This is a genomic window from Pseudoalteromonas sp. RB2-MNA-CIBAN-0110, from assembly GCF_040309305.1.
Taxonomy (GTDB): domain Bacteria; phylum Pseudomonadota; class Gammaproteobacteria; order Enterobacterales; family Alteromonadaceae; genus Pseudoalteromonas; species Pseudoalteromonas arctica.
On the sequence record NZ_JBEOOQ010000023.1, the window covers coordinates 26,844 to 43,213 of the forward strand.

A 16,370-nucleotide genomic window follows, 5' to 3' on the forward strand; every position below is an offset into this window, starting at 1 on the left:
CAACTGCGTAGCCTGTATTTTGTGTAAAAACCCACCTAACAATTGCACCTAACAGAGCAACTGTCAAAACTATTTGTAGAACTCACCACGGCTATGCGCGTCTCGCGCTTCTTGCTCTGTGTAGCTATCACCACAATGATCTACATTTCCAGTTCCATCATTGTACTCATCAATGAACTTATCTTGCTCAGACTTATCATCAACATCCAGCAAAATATCAACCGTAACGGCTCCTAAAAACTTAACTGCTTTCCACAACATTTGCTTCACTCGCTTCTATCTAAGTATTCCTTAGTATCGTGAACACATTAAAGCTAAGAAACTCTTAGTTTTCAAGTTAAGAATTGAATATAATGAAAACGAATGATGGTTCACCGTTTCCAAAACGGCTAAAAGAGGCAAGACTAGCAAAAGGACTTTCGCAAAAAAAACTAGGAATACTGGCAGGTATGGATCAGTTCGCGGCGTCGCCTAGAATGAATCAATACGAAAAAGGCGTACACTCACCCGACTTTCAAACAGTGCGCGCGTTAGCTAAAGTATTAGAAGTACCAACAGCTTTTTTTTACTGCGAAGAAGATAATTTAGCCGCTATAATTCTTAATCATAAAACTTATAACGTTAATTGATAACATAAGGCTCTAGGTGTAGAATTAAATGTAGACGATTTATTCGAGGTGGTAATAATGAGTAAAGATAAGAAAAAAATCACAAAAAGTATGATTTTGAGATCTGTTGCTAGTTCAACTGCCATTGAAACTGGCGCAACAGTAAAAACAATAGAAAAAAGGTTAAAAGCAAATAAACTTAAATATGAGTCTCTTTCACTCGCTATTTAATTATACCTCTCACGAGCTTTTCAATGTGTTGGTAATCTCTGTTTACACCCGCTTGAATTGACTTAATGTAAAAATCTTTATACTCATCCCATAAGCTATAATCAAGCGTTCCTTTTCCAGCTTTGCTACACAAAAAATCCATTAACAGACGGCTTACCCTGCCGTTACCCTCACGAAATGGATGAATTAGAATAAACTCAACATGGCTCTGAGCTAAAAATGATACAAGCTCTTCATCGGTCATTTCTGGTAAGTTATTAAATCGAGATAAATACTCATCTTCAAATACACTAATATGCCTTTCAATTTGCAGAGGTTACATAAACTGAAATCCACCTTTGCCCATATCAACGCTTCTTATTTTACCTGCCCACTCGTATACATTACCTAGCCATTGTCTATGCCAATTAGTAACATTTTGAAAAGAAAAAACGTCATCTTCTGGCTCTGGCGTTGTAAATATTTTTTCATATAGTTTAACTAAAAGAATAGCCTCAACATCATCCATCTCTGCTGCATCAACAATCGCTAACTTGTTCGCTAAAACTAGTTTTTCAGACCCTAGTTGATATTGCGCTTCAATAGAATCAGTCTCGTATTTAGTCATTTAATTACGCCTGAAAATGATTAGTGTAAAAGTGCTTAACAACCAATGCAAGTAACCTTGGTGTAATAACTTTGCCAATTTATGTGATTGTTTAATAATTTAAAACCAATTTTAATAGAGGCATCATGAGCAATAGCCTCTCTTTAAACATTGGGGCTTCGCCCCTGTCCCCCGCTATGTCGAAGCCGAAAATCGGCTTACACATAGCGGGGGACAACACATTCATACTCTTATACGCAGGTTTTATTTGCAGATTGAAAAATATTTCTAAAGTGGTAATCTTATTGCTACTGAAGCTCTAACGAGCCAGAAAAAAACAGGCGCTATTCTGCTGCCTTCAACACGTAGTAACGAGGTAAATACTATCTTTTCAAAGGTAGTAACCAACCAAAAACGGCGCACTCCAGCTGCTGACAACACGTAGAAATGAGGTTAATAATCAGGCGAGATCAGTCCGAGCCTTTCGCATATGCGAAAAACAGGGGCGAATAGGCTTAAGTGCCGCTGAGCTTTATTGCCAGTCAATCTTACAACCTTAATACGACTGGAGTCATACCATGAAATTCGATGCCCTAATCGAAGTCCAAAAACTAAAATTTGAAAGTAAGTTAATCGCAGGAAGCCGTAAAAAAACATCTAAGCTTGATAAACATAAATTCGAGCTAATAGAAATTTACAAGCAAGGGTCAAACATTGTCGAGCTTCAGCGCTGGCTAAAGCGTAAAGGTATCAATGCTCATTGGTCAACAATTCAAAGATGGATTAAAAAACATGGCTAAATTTGCGAAACCAAAAACTCAAGCACACAATGTCATAAAAGGGCTTACAAAAAGTAAGCTTATAAAGTCTCTTGGTACAGCCAGAAATTACGAGCAATCACTTAGCACAGTTGCTTCATGGGCTAAAGATATTGGCATAAACGGTATTCAGGCAATGACCATCAAGCAAGCTCTCAATTATTTAGATTACCGTAAGGAAATAGTGGGTCAAAAGTCACTGGATATGGAGCGCCAAGCTATACAAGCAATGATGAGGCTAAACGGCAAACTTAAAGATAAGCAAACCCTCCCCGTTATTAAATCAATTAATCAGCAAATTCTTAAATCACGCGCCTACACCACAGAGCAAGCACAAATAATATGTAAGCACCAAACATCTAAATATTCATTATCAACACAAATAGCACTCTCTTCGGGGCTTCGTGCGCATGAATTATTGACCATAGCCAAAGTTGAAGAACGCAAAGCAGATAAACGGCCAGCTTTTGATTCAAAGTGGTCTGGTAGAAACGGTGTACTATATACAGTGACAGGCAAAGGAGGCTTAACACGCGAAGTCCTAATACCTCACGATTTATCAGCTAAATTAGAACTTCGTAAACTTAAACAACCTGCCACTGTTGTTGATAGAAAAATAAACTACTTACAGCGCTACGATATTGGAGGTGGTAAAAAGTGGTCGGATTCATTTAATAAAGCATCAAATCGTACTCTCTCTTTTTCCAATGGCGCACATGGCCTAAGGCATAGCTACGCACAAGAAAGGCTATTAGAGCTGATACTCAACCAATATCCATATCAAATAGCATTAGAAACCGTTTCGCAAGAAATGGGGCATTTTAGGGCTGAAGTTACTGAGGTATATTTAAGATAATCTTTGGAAGCTGTTGTTTAAAAATGAATTTTCATTATGACATCATTTAATTAATAACGTCTTAATTAAAAACTTATAAGCTGAGTTAATTCGCTCGACTCTAGAATAGTGATCTTTATATATTTGTATTAAATATCATTTGTAAATAAGAATGTTACGATCTTAAATAAAAAATACAAAGAAGCTGATGAAAAAACCATTCCTCCAATTTCATATCTATTTAAATAGAAAAATGATGAACGAGCTTCTACACATCTGTGGTATTCAGAGTCGATAAACTCTACTGCATCGTAGCATATGGCTGTTATCCTTGTTTCTCTATTTTCCTCTTCCTCAATATCAATTGCAATAAGTAGGCGTATTGGTTCATCTGATAACCTTACAATGACGCTGTTACAAATCGAATTCAACTCATTAATTTTACTCTCAATCCGTATTATTCTGTGCTCAACTTTTTGCTCATTAATTTTATAAGGCTTAGAAAACAAGCCAAACGAGAGAGAGACATCATCAGGCTTGGTACATAAACCTAGCAAAGTGTATATTTCATCAATTAAGGTATTTTTGGTACTAGCTAACGAACCTCGCCTTAGTGTATTGAGGTGAATGAGTAATATTAACAGCCAGCCTATTGCGAAAAACATATAACTCAGTCCAACTCTTTTCCTGAAATACGAAACTGTTCTGCTTTTTTAATACGGTCTTCAATTATTATCAATATTGACTCTAAATTATCATGTTTATAAATTAACTTATTATCTAAATCTAATTTAGTAAAACCATCCTTACGGATTAAACCACCAAAAGCCTCATCAAGGAAAGAGCGTCCATACCTATTCCGTCCAGACAAATCGACTATTACTTTATCAAAAGCACGAAGATCTTTAGCTAAGATTTTTGTCCGGAATGCTTCGCCAGAAGTTTCTGGACAAGTAGGACAATCTTTGTTGTAACGACCATAGGGTTTTGGGTGAAAGTCATTAATTAACGTTATTAATTTCTCTGACATATTAAAGGCTCCATTGAATAAGTGTCCCAGGGATCTTAAATTCCGAATGAGAAACACTGTTTTCATTATCTTCTTCACTCTCGCTGTAGCGATAGAAACCATAATTACTTAGCATAAGTAAGAAGCTATTTTCATTTTTAGTGATTAGCCCCTTAATGCTTTTACTACCCTGTCCATGCTGATCTAGGTCTGTAGAAGTAATATCTACATGCATGGCTGCTCTTATCAATTGCTCATCACTTAAAGCTTTCCTTAGAAACTTGATATTTATAATCGCTTTTAGTTTATCTGCTTTAGAATCACTCTCAATCGATTCCTTTGTACACCCAGAGTATTCGCTCGGATAGAGTTGGTTAACTCGAGCTAACATTACCGCATTATTCTCTGATAATGAACTAGGAATACCAATACCTGCATCGTAAATAACAATAAATAAGTTTTCCCCAATTCTATCACAAGTAAACCACCATTTTTTATCTTCATGACTTTCTGTGTCAGGGTAAGCATGCCTACCAACATTCTCGACTGTTTCTTGGATAGCCGAACTTATTTCTTGCTCTTTCTCTGCTGAAGCCCCCTTATAATGATCATCATCTAAGATATAATCGACGATTCGATCACTCAGCTCACTTGCTCTAGAATTATCGCCCATTATAATAGGTAAACTTGGAGCACTATCTATCATTTTCTCTCGTTCTTTTGAACGCAAAAACACACCTGTTTCAATAATAGTTTTATTAACACGCTGAGCTTTCTTTGACCAAATAATACTAATTTTAGTCCTTGCATTATTGATTTCTCTAGCTTGATCTATTATCGAATAAACAACTAAAATCGCAGTAGCCTTTATTACCTTTGTATTTTTAAAAGATAAATAAATACATGCGGGATCTAACAATAAACTTTCACGTAAATTATCAAAGAAACTATGACATAAAATTTCTGAACCTTGAATAAGATCCAAACTCTCAGGAGCATTAATAATCTCACTTCCCCCAAGCTTAAAATTTTTCTTTCTTTCAGAACGTTGATGATCGCGAGATGGGGATAACCTCACCTGTTCTTTGAAATGCATAGCATTCTGTTTTCTGGAGTTTATTTGATATATCTTTTTCATCTATTCGAACCTAAATTCCTTTTAATATAATGATATGGGTATTAAAAAATCTATATCAACACAATAAACTACCCGAACTTATTATTTCACAGTATGTGATATAAAAAGCTCTACGACTTATATGAATCATAATGTTGGCTTATTGCTGCTTTATGTGGAAGCAGTTTCTAAGGGTCATATAGCTTACGATTAGCTCAACCGTAAGCATTATCTTTTCAAGATTAGACTCTAATAATTTATCTAAGTCCACCAAATTCTTAAATTAACTTCTTAATTATAACTAGCTGTTATAATTAAATTTTATAAAAATGGGACATGCCTATAATCTAACTTTATATTTACTCAATAATTTTCCTCCCCCACTCCTCCAAAGCTTTTCTTCTAGCTACCATGTACTCCTGCATATTATAAACCCTCTGAACTCCCTGTAATTGATGATTTAGTATTTTTTCAATCACAATTGGGTCTGTTCCAATATCAGTATCGCCTAAACGAGTCGCGACTGTTCTGCGTAAATCGTGAGGTACAAATTTTGGTACTCCTAATTGCTCTAGTTTACGACTTATAGAGCGCGATAATGAATGCCTATCAATAGGCTGCTCACCTGGGCCTGATTTGTTAGTTGTTGTACTAGGAAATACATATTTAGAATTGAGATAGCCAAATGCTGCCCGTAACTCATCAAGCAAAATAACCATATTTTGAGTAATCGGTACTTTATGGGTTCTTTCGCCATCTTTGTTTTGTTTTACGCGCTCGGCTGGGATTGTCCATATCATTTTGTCAAAATCAAATTCTTGCCACTGTGCGCCTGTAACTTCTATTGGCCGACAACCTGTTAAAGTAATACATTTCAATGCGTAAATAACTTGTTGGCTAACACCTAGCTTTGGTAAGCGTTCAAAAACTTGAATCACTTCGTCAAACTCTAGCGCTCTGGTTCGAGATTTTTCGAGGCCACCCACGCTCTTCTTTTTAACTGTGCTTATTGGGTTACCTTGTATTAAATCTCGCTCAACACCAAAATTAAACATTTGCTTAAGGATGGATAGCGTTTTATTAGCCTGCGTTTTAGAGTCTCTATCAGTTATTGGATCAAGCACTTTTTTAAAAATTTCACGGCGGGTTATTTCTTTAAGTTTATAATTGCCAATAAATGGCAGAATGTCTTTTTCGAACATTCTAATTACTGGGTCTACACCTTTTCGGTTGGCTTTAATGTCTCTTTCAATAAACTCATTTACAAGCACAGCGATTGTAGGCGAGGTGCTTTCTTGCTTTTCAATCAGCGCTGCTTTCTTTTTTTGTAAAAAAACATCAATACCGCGCGACACATCACCAATATACTGCTTAGCAAGCTGTCTAGCTTCACTCACTGTTATTACAGATGAGTTGCCTAAGGCTAACCTTCTTTCTTTCGAACCTCGGCCTCCTAGGCGGTAATACAGATAATATACCTGTGAGCGCTTTCCTTCTTTACTTGGCTTACCAATATTTAAATAAAAACCGGAGATCTCAGTGTCATTGATTTTGGTAATTTCCAAAGGGATATTTTTGAGTATAGATTCAGTTAATTTTACTTTGATTGACGCCATTTTTCGCACACCTAGAGTTAAGTCAAAACTTTTGTCGCACAGTTATCGCACGAGCTGATTTGAGCTCACTAAACTTCACGTTTGTTCACTAGGTATAATTTAAAAGCTTAATCCTTTCAATAGCAATAACTTACAATTACTTTGAATACTTCACTGTAGAACACTTTTAGCCACTTTTGTACACGATAAAGCACAGGTGATTTTTATGGGGTGGCAGGGGTCGAGAGTTCGAATCTCTCCATACCGACCAATTAATTCCCTTAAAAATAACAATCTTCGTTAATCTAAACCCAACCATCAGTAAACTTTACTTCCAATAATTCGATAATACTCTATATTCAGATCCATATTTTTTTGTCATCAACCTTAATACTAATCTGCTTGCACCTCTCCAATATGTATTCTTTTAAAGACCTCTTTGCTCTCATCAAGAACCGCTACCTATTTTAATAAAATAAAGTTAAGCGTATAATTTTCAATCAGATATTAATAATAGGTTTTTAATTAAACTGTACAATGGCATCGATGCAAAACTAAGTTGAATTTAAGGCTCTGTATAAAGTAACTTAGCATAGCGATGATTTAAGTCATTCAGTAAGGGAAATAAAATGAAAATAGGGATAGATCTCGGTACAACTCATAGCGTAGTGGGAATATGGCAAGATAACGCGGTTAAGTTAATTCCAGATATGGAGGGTAATGTGCTCGTTCCTTCAATTGTTGGCTTGTCGGAAGACAATTATATTCTTGTAGGTCAAGCAGCGAGGGATAGACTAGCAACCCACCCCGCACACACAATTTGTGAATTTAAACGTTTTATGGGCACTGATAAAACCTTTTCATTGGGCGAGCAAGATTATAGCGCAACTGAACTATCAGCCATTTTATTAAAAAGCTTAAAAGAGCAAGCCGAACATTATTTACAAGAGCCTATTACTGAAGCCGTTATTTCGGTACCTGCCTATTTTAACAATAAACAACGCCAAGCAACGCAACAAGCGGCTTTACTTGCAGGCCTTAAAGTTGAGCGATTACTTAATGAACCCACAGCCGCAGCACTCGCTTATGGGCTCGATAATAAAGACTGTGAGCAAACTTACTTAGTACTGGACCTTGGTGGCGGTACATTTGATGTGTCGGTTATTGAGGTGTTTAACGACATATTTGAAATACACGCCTCATCGGGTGATAACTACTTAGGCGGTAACGACTTTACTAACGTTATTGAAGAAGATCTTTATAAGAAAAACGATTTGTACAAAGGTTTTTTCTCAGATAGTGAACTACGTAATATTTGGTCGTTGTGCGAGCGTTTAAAGTGCCAATTAACTAACGAGTCAACAGCCAGCTTTAATTTTGAATATAAAGAAAAAACGTATTCATATACCCTCACTCTGGAAGATTATCGTACATTGTGTAGCGAGTTAATTGAGCGAATTAAGTTTCCTATTAACCGTGCGATGTCTGACGCTGACTTAACACTTGAAGACGTTGATGGACTAATTCTTGTTGGCGGCGCTACGCGTATGCCTATTTTTCAACAGCAAATTAGCCGTGTGTTTTCACGTATACCGCAAACTCAATATAACCCTGACCATGCTATCGCTACTGGTGCTGCAATTCAGGCAGGTATGAGCGCACGTGCTAAAGAATTGAAAGACGTGATAATGACTGATGTTTGCCCATTCACTTTAGGCGTGGAGGTAAACAACAAACATGGTCAGTCTGAGTTTTTGCCTATTATAGAACGTAACGCGACGATTCCTGTAAGCGAAACTCGTTCTGTTTATTCAGCTCACCCTGAACAAGAAAAAGTACTCATTAAAATTTATCAGGGTGAACATTATCTCCCTAAAGATAATGTGTTTTTAGGCGATTTAGAAATAAATCTTGAGCCGTTAAATATAATACAAGAGTTATATTTAACATATACCTACGATCTTAATGGTGTACTTGAGGTTGAAGTGACTAATGTTGCAAGTGACAAAAAATACCGCACTTATGTAGGCGAAAATGAAGAAAGCTTGAGTGAAAGTGAGTTACGTGAACGTTTTTCACGACTTAACGCACTTAAGGTTTTGCCTAAAGACAAACTTGTAAATACTGCATTTAAAGCAAAGTTAGAGCGTTTATTCCAAGAAAATCTAGGCGATAAAAGGCGAGAGATTGGCGAGGCGATTGGTCAATTTATGGAAGTGTTAGAAACACACGATAACCACAAAATAGAGCGTATGATCGAAAATATAAAGCGCTATCTTAGTTATTAAAATTAGCTATTAAAGTTAACTAATAAAAAATAGTTTCAGTTAAAAAATTACATGCATTAAATAAAGAGTGAAGTAATGAACCATTGGAAAATATTAGGCATTGAAGCCACAACAGATAAACGCCTTATTAAACTCGCTTATACAGAGATTCTAAAAAAAACATCGCCAACAGAGTTTCCCGAAGAGTTTAAAGATTTACGAAAAGCATATGAGTTAGCTATTAAAGAGGCTAAACGACCTGCTAAAAATGAAGACACAGCACCCAATCAAGTATTTGAAGATGAGCACGAAAAAAAAGGCGTTATTAACGAGTCATTTTTTGATGAAAAAAAGCCCTCTCCCGCACCTACAGAAGTTGAAATAGTTAAGCCTCAACCTATCGAGTTAAATTGTGTTCGCTCTATTTCAGAGCTGCAAGTAGCACTCAATGAATTATATTGTAATGTGTTATCTCGCAGCGATGTTGAACAATGGAAGTTATTATTTTCGTCGCCATTATTTTGGGATGTCGATCAAAGTCAGCAAGTCTCATTTACTTTAATTGATTTCTTTTCAGAGAATTACTTTTTATCTGCCACGGTATTTAAATTTTTAGATGAGAGTATGAAAATCTCTAGTGAGTTAGTAACCAATAAAAATAATCACTACCGTGAACTTGCTATTGCACTGCATCATTATATTCAGAGCCTACCACTGCGAATCGATGCCCTATCTAACATTGATCACAATATCAGCTTTGAACAGCTGCAGCAGCATCTTCAGTTACGTAACTTAATAGAAGAGCAATGTATATATTCTAAGCTTACAGCTGAGCAGCTAATTACGCTAATGCAGCGAATCAATTTGGTATTTTATAATGACGAGTCACTTTATCTTTATGTTGCTAACTATTTATGGACATTGGGTGCATACACAGAAATTAGTAAGTTACTTGCCTCATTGCCAGAGCCTACAGATGCAAGTATAGATCAGCTGCGAGATTTACAAGCACACGCAGAATTTAAGCTTAAAAACTATGATATAGCACTCACTATTTATCTTGCGCAGCGAGAACTTATGAAAAGTTTTTATGCGATGAATATGACTAAAGAAATTGGTCTGTGTTATTTGCACCTTAAAAATTATGAAAAAGCATATACGTATTTAAACTCTTATTTTTATACTAGCCCTGAGGATATAGACCTTCGCTCTGCTTTGATTATCGCCCGTCGATACTACATAAATGATCTTAAAAAAAATGAGGAAAGTAACGCTCTTAAAATAGCGACGTTACAATTTGAAAATGGTCGCTACCAAGATGCCTTAATAACGACTCAAACATACCCTCTAATTTTTCAAGCTGATTGCAATTATTTACAGGCTTTATGCCTTGCTAAGCTAGAACGCTTAGATGAAGCGTTTGACGTTTTTATCGCCTTTATGAATCTACATTTACAAAAACAGATAGATCCTTGGCCACTACTGGTTGATTTATTTATATATTGCCCAGACTCAATTGATTTCAATTTGATAATGGAAACTATCGCAAAAAAAATACAACCATCTCCTAACAAGTTTTATAAAACCCCTCGCGTGCTAGGCTCTGTACAAGAGAATATATACTCACAATTAGAACTCAAAACATTAGATCTTCCAGCGACTGATCATGATGGAAAACCCAATAAACCCAAGGGTTACGCCCTCTATGCTGATTTAGACTATAAACAGCAATATGCTTGGGCAATGCTACATGCGTTAATGGCTAAATTGGCAAACTTCGAAGATAAAGCGATTGTGAAGCAAATAAAACAAGCCGCTATTTATGCGATTAAGCAAGCTATGCCAAAAATCACACACCAACCAAGTTGGAGCTTAAAGTTTATTCACATAGCTTTTGATATAGATGATTTTGATACCTGTATTAAGCTCGCAAACATCACGATTAGCGAGTTTTCTAATTTACCTCAAACCTACTATTACAAAGGGCGATCGCTAGCTGCCTTAGATCAATATGATGCAGCAATACCCATATTAATATTAGCCGCAGATAAATACGGACATCAGAGGCTTGGGATATACTCACTTGAATTTGCAGTGGAGTGTTGTGAAAAACTCGTTGAACATGGACAGCCAATGCATCCTAATTACAATGATATATGCCTAAAACTGCAAACAACAAAGGAGATTGTAGATGCACAATCAAAGTGAAGTACCTTGTGTAATTACGGATGATGCGACCTTAAGTTCAGAACAAAAATTATGGCTTATTAGCCTCTCAGGCCACCTTTCAATGCAAAATGGCTATTCATTGAATACCTTAAAGCATCACAATAAAAACTACACTGACGAGTCAGTTGCTAACGGTAATTTAAGTATTTTAGATAATGCTTATGGAGTTACAACAAAAGAAGAATTAATTGAAACTTTAAATGTCTTTTATAACACATCAAATAGCCAAGTTTTCATGAGTTGTATGGCTGAACTCACCAGAAATGATTTATTAGCAAGATACTACATTGAGAATAAATCTACTGCCTATCAAAATACGCCTATAGGTATTATGTCGGACTGGGCAGGAATACATAAATTCTCACTGGCTCGTTGTGGTATTAGAGCTTTTGATATTGGCCGCTATGCTTTTTTATGTCGTTGTGGTGTTAGCGTTAATTTTTTAACCGAAGAAGAAGCATGGCATTACCTTAAGCCTATTGGAAAACTGGCACAAACCTTATTTATTAGCTGGCAAGAATATGCAACTAGTTATGTAGTTGGTCGGTGTATATGGCAAAAGATTACAACTCAAGAAACGTACAGCGAGCCAAACCCTGACTTTAATTTTAGCCATGATTTATTTGAAAAAATAAATGATACGGCTGCTACATTACAAAGTATATTAGCTGATGACGAGCACCCATGGTGCCAACTAGATTGGGAAATGGACTTTTAATTTCAATACTTTGATTTTATAAATACTTACTGAATAACGCATTTTACAGTGGCGTTATTCAGTAAAGTTAATATTAGTGCTTGCGCCCTACACCATTTCGTACCATGTCTTGCCCTGTTTGGAATACGTCTTCTGTAATCATGCGTGCTAAAAGTAGCTTTTGATTATCGTCAAACACAGCAACAAAACGGCTGCCATCTTTGTTATTAGTAGCCATGCCAACACCGGCAACACCTTTAAGTCCAAAACCACCGTTTTCGACATCTATTAAAAAGCTTTCTAGTTCGGCTAAAGTATCAATTACGTCATTTTCATTATTCATTTTAAAACTCTTTTAGTAAGGCCTTGGCTAGGCTTTTAAATCATTATGGTGGCTATTTTATAGAGAAGAGCCAAAAACTTAAACCCTTGGCTCAGGTTAGTAACTAAATCGACTTTATAGCTAACTCTAAATTGCTTAGTGCACAACCAAACTCTTTTGCATTAACGCGATGATACTGTGTGTCACTCGTTGCTGTAAGGCTAATTATAAACTCATCTTGTTGAGCTACCGCACTTTGCTCTTGGCTTAGGCACATCGCTTGAGTAAGTGATCGCAGTTTTGAATTTGTTAAAATTGAGCCAAAGCGCTGCACTGGCAGTGGAGGTATTTTTATAGCGGGTAACGTTTCATCTATTGTGCGTGCGCTTAAGGTAAACGTGTTATTGGTAATTTCAATTACACTGCTTGTAGGCCAATACGAGTAGCTATAGCTCTTACTCTCAGGTTGTGCTCTACCTTGGTTAGCTAAATGCACTACACCACTTTTACCTATTACGGTTATTAAACTGCCTTCTGGCGATTTAATAACAACCAAAGCCGTATTTTCATCAATACCAAAACCATGTTGAATCTCTGTTTTAGTATTTTTTACTTCGTTTTTATTTAACGCCGCTGCGAGCCTAAATGTACGGTTTTGTTCGCTAAACTGAGTATCTAGTACACCAAAATTAAAGCTGCCAAGTCCACCAGCATTAGTGTTATTTTCACCTTTACGAAGTGCCTCAAGGCTTGTCGTATTTGTAAGCATGCCCGTCACTTTACTTTGGATTGCTGCGCCAGCGCCTTCACCTACAATTACTGGGCGAGTTTGCAATGCTTGCGTCCACGGGTATGGGTTATTGTTTTGATCAAATAATACCTTGTGAGTTAATGCTGCATTACCGCTATTAAACATCACACCGGTACTATTTTTAATAAGTGATACAAGTGCATTAGTGCCACTTTTGCATAAAGCGTATTCGGCCTTTGTGTACTCTGGATAAATTACTTCCCGGTTATACACATTCATTAATGTATTTCTGAGAGCGGGTAATTCATCGCACGAGTTACTCGTAATCGCTTTAGCAAGTGCTGGCGTTAGTGCTAACCATTGAGTGTTTATATTTGATTGTGCTAAAAGACTCTGCGCTACATCTGCCGACTCATAAGGGTCGCGGCTCGATGCCGTAATAGCAAGCATGGTGGGTTTTGCGTTATTAACTTTTAAACTGCCCGACACAAATTGTAAAATACTATTAGTCGCGACCTCGTTATTAAAATCGGTATTTACTTGCTCTTTTAAGCGCTCAGCGTTTTTATCAAGTAGCGGCACTTCTAGCATATCAAATACAAAGTTGTATTCTTGCTGAGTCAGGCTTTCTAATTGCTGGTTATTTATATCACGCCATAGCCATAATAAATCTGTTTTAGATACGCTATTTGACGATTTACCTAGCAAGGTTTTAAGTGTTTTTAATACAGCCGTTTTTGCCTCAACGTTATTATTAGGCCAGTGCTGCGTGATGTTTTTTATTTGAGCGTTGCTAACAGCATATAAATTATGTGACTTACCATCAATAGCAGTCTCTTTTTGGCAATTGTTAAGCTTTGCGCTAGTACAGGTGGTAAGCTCTGACCCCACTAAAATTAAAGTTTGGTTTTGCTCTTGAGCCACTGCATTTATTGAATATCCAACACCAAACAATGCCACTAACATACCTAGTAACTTCGGCTGTTGATCACGTAAAAATGCACATATCATAATGTAAACTCTAATATAAATTATAAAACTAATATGTTGTAGTTTAACAGCTAGCCACTTGAGCCTAAATATATTTTTATAAATGTTAAATAATTCAAGCCCCTGAAAAGCGATAGCGTTAAGCACTTCATTTAAATAAATTGTTTAGCTCACATACTTGCCCTTGTAAATATTAACTAAACAAATTTAAACAGAGCATTTATTGATCAAATTCATTGTTTAAATTACGGTGGTGCATTGTTTTATGTAACTAGGGTGAAATATGGACTTTTCTAATGAAGAGGTAAATTTTTTAGCTGAGTTATTCAAACCAAATACAAAACAACGTTCCCCTCGCGACCATATGCTTACAATGAAAAGCTCTATACCCGCGAGTATTGCTCACCTTTTTACCCACGCTAATCTAACTTTGCTTGCTGAAGTTGCTAATTACCAACTTTGGTTTCCCTTGCAATTAAAAATTGATGAGTTAGGTGTAATTAACCCCACTTTGAGCGCACCAGAAGTAATTGATACAAAGGGCACTCAACGTAGTTGGCGCTGGAGTGAGCTAAATATTAAAAGCCAAGGTTTTAACATTGAATCGATTTCCAGTACTGGTATATTTTTAAAACCATTAAAAAGTGGAAAGAGCTTAAAAAAATTACAGCACATGAGCTTTACCTTACCCAACAAAGAAAGCATATCGATAGATGTAGAACCCGTTAGGCAAAGTAGCTTAGGGATTGCAGCAAAAATCACTCAGATTCATAGCGGACAAGAGCAATTACGCGCCTATCTGTTTGAAGAACATAAACGCCAATATGCTAAGCTGTACGAAGATGGACAACTAATTGAACAGTTAATTTAGTCTCTTTTAAACACTCACAAGCACTTCACTTGGCTTTATTTAACCCCCTCTCAATGTTAATCTGTCCCCCTATTAATAAATCATAAGGATATGACAATGCCAGGTGCTTTTGCGCACATCACAGCTGTTAATATTGCAACGCAAACCAAATCACTCGCTAAAATGGATATGCCTAAAAAGGCAAAACTTATTTTAAGCCAACGCCAAGCATACCTTGAACTAGGCTGTGTAGCCCCAGATTATCCTTACTTAGCTGTAGCGCAGCCTAGCCAGAATGCATGGGCCGACCTAATGCACTATGAACACACAGGCGATTTACTTAAAGCCATGATTGAATACTGCAAAACACTTGAAAGTGAAGCATTTGAAAAGTGCTTTGCTTGGTTATGCGGTTATATGGCCCATGTTGCTGCGGATATAACGGTGCATCCGGTTGTTGAATTAAAAGTAGGCCCGTATGAGCAAAATCAAACGGCGCACCGTACCTGCGAAATGAACCAAGATGCATTTATTTGGCAGCGTTTAAATTTAGGTGAGTTAGGTTATGCTGACCGCGTGCAACAAAACATTGGATCTTGTACTAACAAAGACGATAATTTTGATACCGATATTGCAAAAATTTGGCAACATGCTTTATTAACGGTTCACCCAAGCTACGCTGCACAACACGCTCCTAACTTTAATTCATGGCATAACGGTTTTCAGCTTGTAGTAAATAATGTTGAAGAAAGCTATCGATTATTTGCCTGTGCACGCCATGTTGCTGCTGATTTAGGTTTGTTTTATCCTCGCCCAAACGAAGTAGACACCACTTTTATTGAACAACTAAAAACGCCGCACGAGCCTATGCATTACAACGATATTTTTGACTTTGCCGTGAGTAATATTCAGCACTACATAATCGTTATTGCCAATGCCGTATTTTTAGATACTGATTGCAGTGCAATTAAAAATTGGAACCTAGATACAGGCTACGATGAACACAACACGATGACGGTATGGAGCAAATAAAATGAAACACTTACTTTGTATAAGCCTCATAGTATTACTTAGCGGTTGCTACACTTCAAAAAATAACAATCCAGAAGTGATGGCCGACTTAGCCTCGCAATTAAAAGATATTGCTACAGCCGTTGATGGCACATTAAAATTTAGTGAAACACCCTACTCTACAACTGATGAGTTATTAAAAGCTGCTGTTAATAACGATTTAAGAAAACTTGCACCCTTTGGGGAATACACGCTTATCGTGAACGTACAAGATGATAACGCAGTGCTACTCTTATGTGATGCCAATACTGCTTTAATTGAAGATGCAGGCTGCACTGCTCAATCAGATATACAGCATTGGGGAGCTGAGGCTATTCATCATTGTGAAATAACCATAAACGCCCAACAGCTCTGTAATTAGGTAATAAAACCCAGCTAGTTTTATAGAACATAC

19 protein-coding genes are annotated in these 16,370 nt (G+C 36.7%); 10 read left to right on the plus strand and 9 right to left on the minus strand.

Annotation, left to right across the window (positions count from 1 at the left end):
* Window positions 1–69 precede the first annotated feature (69 nt).
* On the minus strand, window positions 70–261 hold the full coding sequence (locus AAEY68_RS12365) for a hypothetical protein (protein WP_008137063.1): 192 nt from the start codon (window positions 259–261) through the stop codon (window positions 70–72).
* Window positions 262–353: 92 nt separating this feature from the next.
* Between AAEY68_RS12365 and AAEY68_RS12370 the strand changes: the two genes are divergently transcribed.
* Together AAEY68_RS12370 and AAEY68_RS12375 are read left to right on the plus strand one after the other, a co-directional pair.
* Window positions 354–629 carry a helix-turn-helix domain-containing protein gene (locus AAEY68_RS12370; protein WP_165722306.1) on the plus strand — a complete coding sequence of 92 codons (276 nt, stop codon included), beginning with the start codon at window positions 354–356 and terminating at the stop codon, window positions 627–629.
* 57 nt (window positions 630–686) lie between these two features.
* On the plus strand, window positions 687–839 hold the full coding sequence (locus AAEY68_RS12375) for a hypothetical protein (protein ID WP_165722308.1): 153 nt from the start codon (window positions 687–689) through the stop codon (window positions 837–839).
* Here the strand turns inward: AAEY68_RS12375 and AAEY68_RS12380 are convergent.
* Both AAEY68_RS12380 and AAEY68_RS12385 read right to left on the minus strand, forming a co-directional pair.
* Window positions 832–1,152, minus strand: a complete 321-nt coding sequence (locus tag AAEY68_RS12380) for a Fic family protein (protein WP_350586030.1) — start codon at window positions 1,150–1,152, stop codon at window positions 832–834. The two genes, AAEY68_RS12375 and AAEY68_RS12380, sit on opposite strands and share 8 nt — an antisense overlap.
* A 3-nt stretch (window positions 1,153–1,155) precedes the next feature.
* Complete coding sequence (locus tag AAEY68_RS12385) at window positions 1,156–1,446, minus strand: hypothetical protein (protein WP_231615220.1); 291 nt, start codon at window positions 1,444–1,446, stop codon at window positions 1,156–1,158.
* A 557-nt stretch (window positions 1,447–2,003) separates the two neighbouring features.
* On the opposite strand from AAEY68_RS12385, the gene AAEY68_RS12390 reads away from it, so the two are divergent.
* Both AAEY68_RS12390 and AAEY68_RS12395 read left to right on the plus strand, forming a co-directional pair.
* The gene (locus tag AAEY68_RS12390) at window positions 2,004–2,225 is read left to right on the plus strand and encodes a hypothetical protein (protein ID WP_008136222.1); all 222 of its coding nucleotides are present in this window, start codon (window positions 2,004–2,006) and stop codon (window positions 2,223–2,225) included.
* Entirely contained in the window at window positions 2,218–3,099 is an 882-nt protein-coding gene (locus AAEY68_RS12395) for a site-specific integrase (protein WP_350586007.1), read from the plus strand. Before AAEY68_RS12390 ends, AAEY68_RS12395 begins: the two co-directional genes overlap by 8 nt.
* A gap of 128 nt (window positions 3,100–3,227) precedes the next feature.
* Here AAEY68_RS12395 and AAEY68_RS12400 read toward each other — a convergent pair whose 3' ends face one another.
* The 4 genes from AAEY68_RS12400 to AAEY68_RS12415 all read right to left on the minus strand — a co-directional run bounded on the left by AAEY68_RS12400 (window position 3,228) and on the right by AAEY68_RS12415 (window position 6,820).
* The gene (locus AAEY68_RS12400) at window positions 3,228–3,743 is read right to left on the minus strand and encodes a hypothetical protein (protein ID WP_197119442.1); all 516 of its coding nucleotides are present in this window, start codon (window positions 3,741–3,743) and stop codon (window positions 3,228–3,230) included.
* Window positions 3,744–3,748: 5 nt separating this feature from the next.
* Window positions 3,749–4,108: an STAS-like domain-containing protein gene (locus tag AAEY68_RS12405; protein WP_182675720.1), complete on the minus strand. Its 360-nt coding sequence runs from the start codon at window positions 4,106–4,108 to the stop codon at window positions 3,749–3,751.
* Window position 4,109: 1 nt separating this feature from the next.
* Window positions 4,110–5,225: a hypothetical protein gene (locus tag AAEY68_RS12410; protein ID WP_350586008.1), complete on the minus strand. Its 1,116-nt coding sequence runs from the start codon at window positions 5,223–5,225 to the stop codon at window positions 4,110–4,112.
* Between the two features lie 338 nt (window positions 5,226–5,563).
* A complete protein-coding gene (locus tag AAEY68_RS12415) occupies window positions 5,564–6,820 on the minus strand; it encodes a tyrosine-type recombinase/integrase (RefSeq protein WP_350586009.1) in 1,257 nt (418 codons plus the stop codon).
* 608 nt (window positions 6,821–7,428) lie between these two features.
* Between AAEY68_RS12415 and AAEY68_RS12420 the strand changes: the two genes are divergently transcribed.
* From AAEY68_RS12420 to AAEY68_RS12430, 3 genes are all read left to right on the plus strand, one after another.
* Entirely contained in the window at window positions 7,429–9,087 is a 1,659-nt protein-coding gene (locus tag AAEY68_RS12420) for an Hsp70 family protein (RefSeq protein ID WP_165726153.1), read from the plus strand.
* A 75-nt stretch (window positions 9,088–9,162) separates the two neighbouring features.
* A complete protein-coding gene (locus AAEY68_RS12425) occupies window positions 9,163–11,274 on the plus strand; it encodes a CDC27 family protein (protein WP_350586010.1) in 2,112 nt (703 codons plus the stop codon).
* Window positions 11,258–12,013 (plus strand): DUF1266 domain-containing protein, encoded by a 756-nt coding sequence (locus AAEY68_RS12430; protein ID WP_169060064.1) that lies wholly within the window; start codon window positions 11,258–11,260, stop codon window positions 12,011–12,013. Before AAEY68_RS12425 ends, AAEY68_RS12430 begins: the two co-directional genes overlap by 17 nt.
* A 73-nt stretch (window positions 12,014–12,086) precedes the next feature.
* Here the strand turns inward: AAEY68_RS12430 and AAEY68_RS12435 are convergent, their stop codons facing one another.
* Window positions 12,087–12,335, minus strand: coding sequence for a hypothetical protein (locus AAEY68_RS12435; protein ID WP_007580368.1), 249 nt, complete (start codon window positions 12,333–12,335; stop codon window positions 12,087–12,089).
* A gap of 103 nt (window positions 12,336–12,438) precedes the next feature.
* Complete coding sequence (locus AAEY68_RS12440) at window positions 12,439–14,076, minus strand: cyanophycinase (protein ID WP_350586012.1); 1,638 nt, start codon at window positions 14,074–14,076, stop codon at window positions 12,439–12,441.
* A 262-nt stretch (window positions 14,077–14,338) separates the two neighbouring features.
* Here AAEY68_RS12440 and AAEY68_RS12445 point away from each other — a divergent pair, with 262 nt between their 5' ends.
* The 3 genes from AAEY68_RS12445 (at window position 14,339) to AAEY68_RS12455 (ending at window position 16,337) form a co-directional block, all read left to right on the plus strand.
* Window positions 14,339–14,926: a hypothetical protein gene (locus tag AAEY68_RS12445; protein ID WP_010554028.1), complete on the plus strand. Its 588-nt coding sequence runs from the start codon at window positions 14,339–14,341 to the stop codon at window positions 14,924–14,926.
* Window positions 14,927–15,022: 96 nt separating this feature from the next.
* Window positions 15,023–15,937 carry a zinc dependent phospholipase C family protein gene (locus tag AAEY68_RS12450; protein WP_007580365.1) on the plus strand — a complete coding sequence of 305 codons (915 nt, stop codon included), beginning with the start codon at window positions 15,023–15,025 and terminating at the stop codon, window positions 15,935–15,937.
* A gap of 1 nt (window position 15,938) precedes the next feature.
* Window positions 15,939–16,337, plus strand: a complete 399-nt coding sequence (locus AAEY68_RS12455; protein WP_007580364.1) for a hypothetical protein — start codon at window positions 15,939–15,941, stop codon at window positions 16,335–16,337.
* Window positions 16,338–16,370: the final 33 nt, after the last annotated feature.

Excerpts from the sequence above, each read along its gene's own strand:
- AAEY68_RS12365 (WP_008137063.1), bottom strand. The coding sequence starts at position 261 with ATGTTGTGGAAAGCAGTTAAGTTTTTAGGAGCCGTTACGGTTGATATT.
- AAEY68_RS12370 (WP_165722306.1), top strand. The coding sequence starts at position 354 with ATGAAAACGAATGATGGTTCACCGTTTCCAAAACGGCTAAAAGAGGCA.
- AAEY68_RS12375 (WP_165722308.1), top strand. The coding sequence starts at position 687 with ATGAGTAAAGATAAGAAAAAAATCACAAAAAGTATGATTTTGAGATCT.
- AAEY68_RS12385 (WP_231615220.1), bottom strand. The coding sequence starts at position 1,446 with ATGACTAAATACGAGACTGATTCTATTGAAGCGCAATATCAACTAGGG.
- AAEY68_RS12390 (WP_008136222.1), top strand. The coding sequence starts at position 2,004 with ATGAAATTCGATGCCCTAATCGAAGTCCAAAAACTAAAATTTGAAAGT.
- AAEY68_RS12395 (WP_350586007.1), top strand. The coding sequence starts at position 2,218 with ATGGCTAAATTTGCGAAACCAAAAACTCAAGCACACAATGTCATAAAA.
- AAEY68_RS12400 (WP_197119442.1), bottom strand. The coding sequence starts at position 3,743 with ATGTTTTTCGCAATAGGCTGGCTGTTAATATTACTCATTCACCTCAAT.
- AAEY68_RS12405 (WP_182675720.1), bottom strand. The coding sequence starts at position 4,108 with ATGTCAGAGAAATTAATAACGTTAATTAATGACTTTCACCCAAAACCC.
- AAEY68_RS12410 (WP_350586008.1), bottom strand. The coding sequence starts at position 5,225 with ATGAAAAAGATATATCAAATAAACTCCAGAAAACAGAATGCTATGCAT.
- AAEY68_RS12415 (WP_350586009.1), bottom strand. The coding sequence starts at position 6,820 with ATGGCGTCAATCAAAGTAAAATTAACTGAATCTATACTCAAAAATATC.
- AAEY68_RS12420 (WP_165726153.1), top strand. The coding sequence starts at position 7,429 with ATGAAAATAGGGATAGATCTCGGTACAACTCATAGCGTAGTGGGAATA.
- AAEY68_RS12425 (WP_350586010.1), top strand. The coding sequence starts at position 9,163 with ATGAACCATTGGAAAATATTAGGCATTGAAGCCACAACAGATAAACGC.
- AAEY68_RS12430 (WP_169060064.1), top strand. The coding sequence starts at position 11,258 with ATGCACAATCAAAGTGAAGTACCTTGTGTAATTACGGATGATGCGACC.
- AAEY68_RS12435 (WP_007580368.1), bottom strand. The coding sequence starts at position 12,335 with ATGAATAATGAAAATGACGTAATTGATACTTTAGCCGAACTAGAAAGC.
- AAEY68_RS12440 (WP_350586012.1), bottom strand. The coding sequence starts at position 14,076 with ATGATATGTGCATTTTTACGTGATCAACAGCCGAAGTTACTAGGTATG.
- AAEY68_RS12445 (WP_010554028.1), top strand. The coding sequence starts at position 14,339 with ATGGACTTTTCTAATGAAGAGGTAAATTTTTTAGCTGAGTTATTCAAA.
- AAEY68_RS12450 (WP_007580365.1), top strand. The coding sequence starts at position 15,023 with ATGCCAGGTGCTTTTGCGCACATCACAGCTGTTAATATTGCAACGCAA.
- AAEY68_RS12455 (WP_007580364.1), top strand. The coding sequence starts at position 15,939 with ATGAAACACTTACTTTGTATAAGCCTCATAGTATTACTTAGCGGTTGC.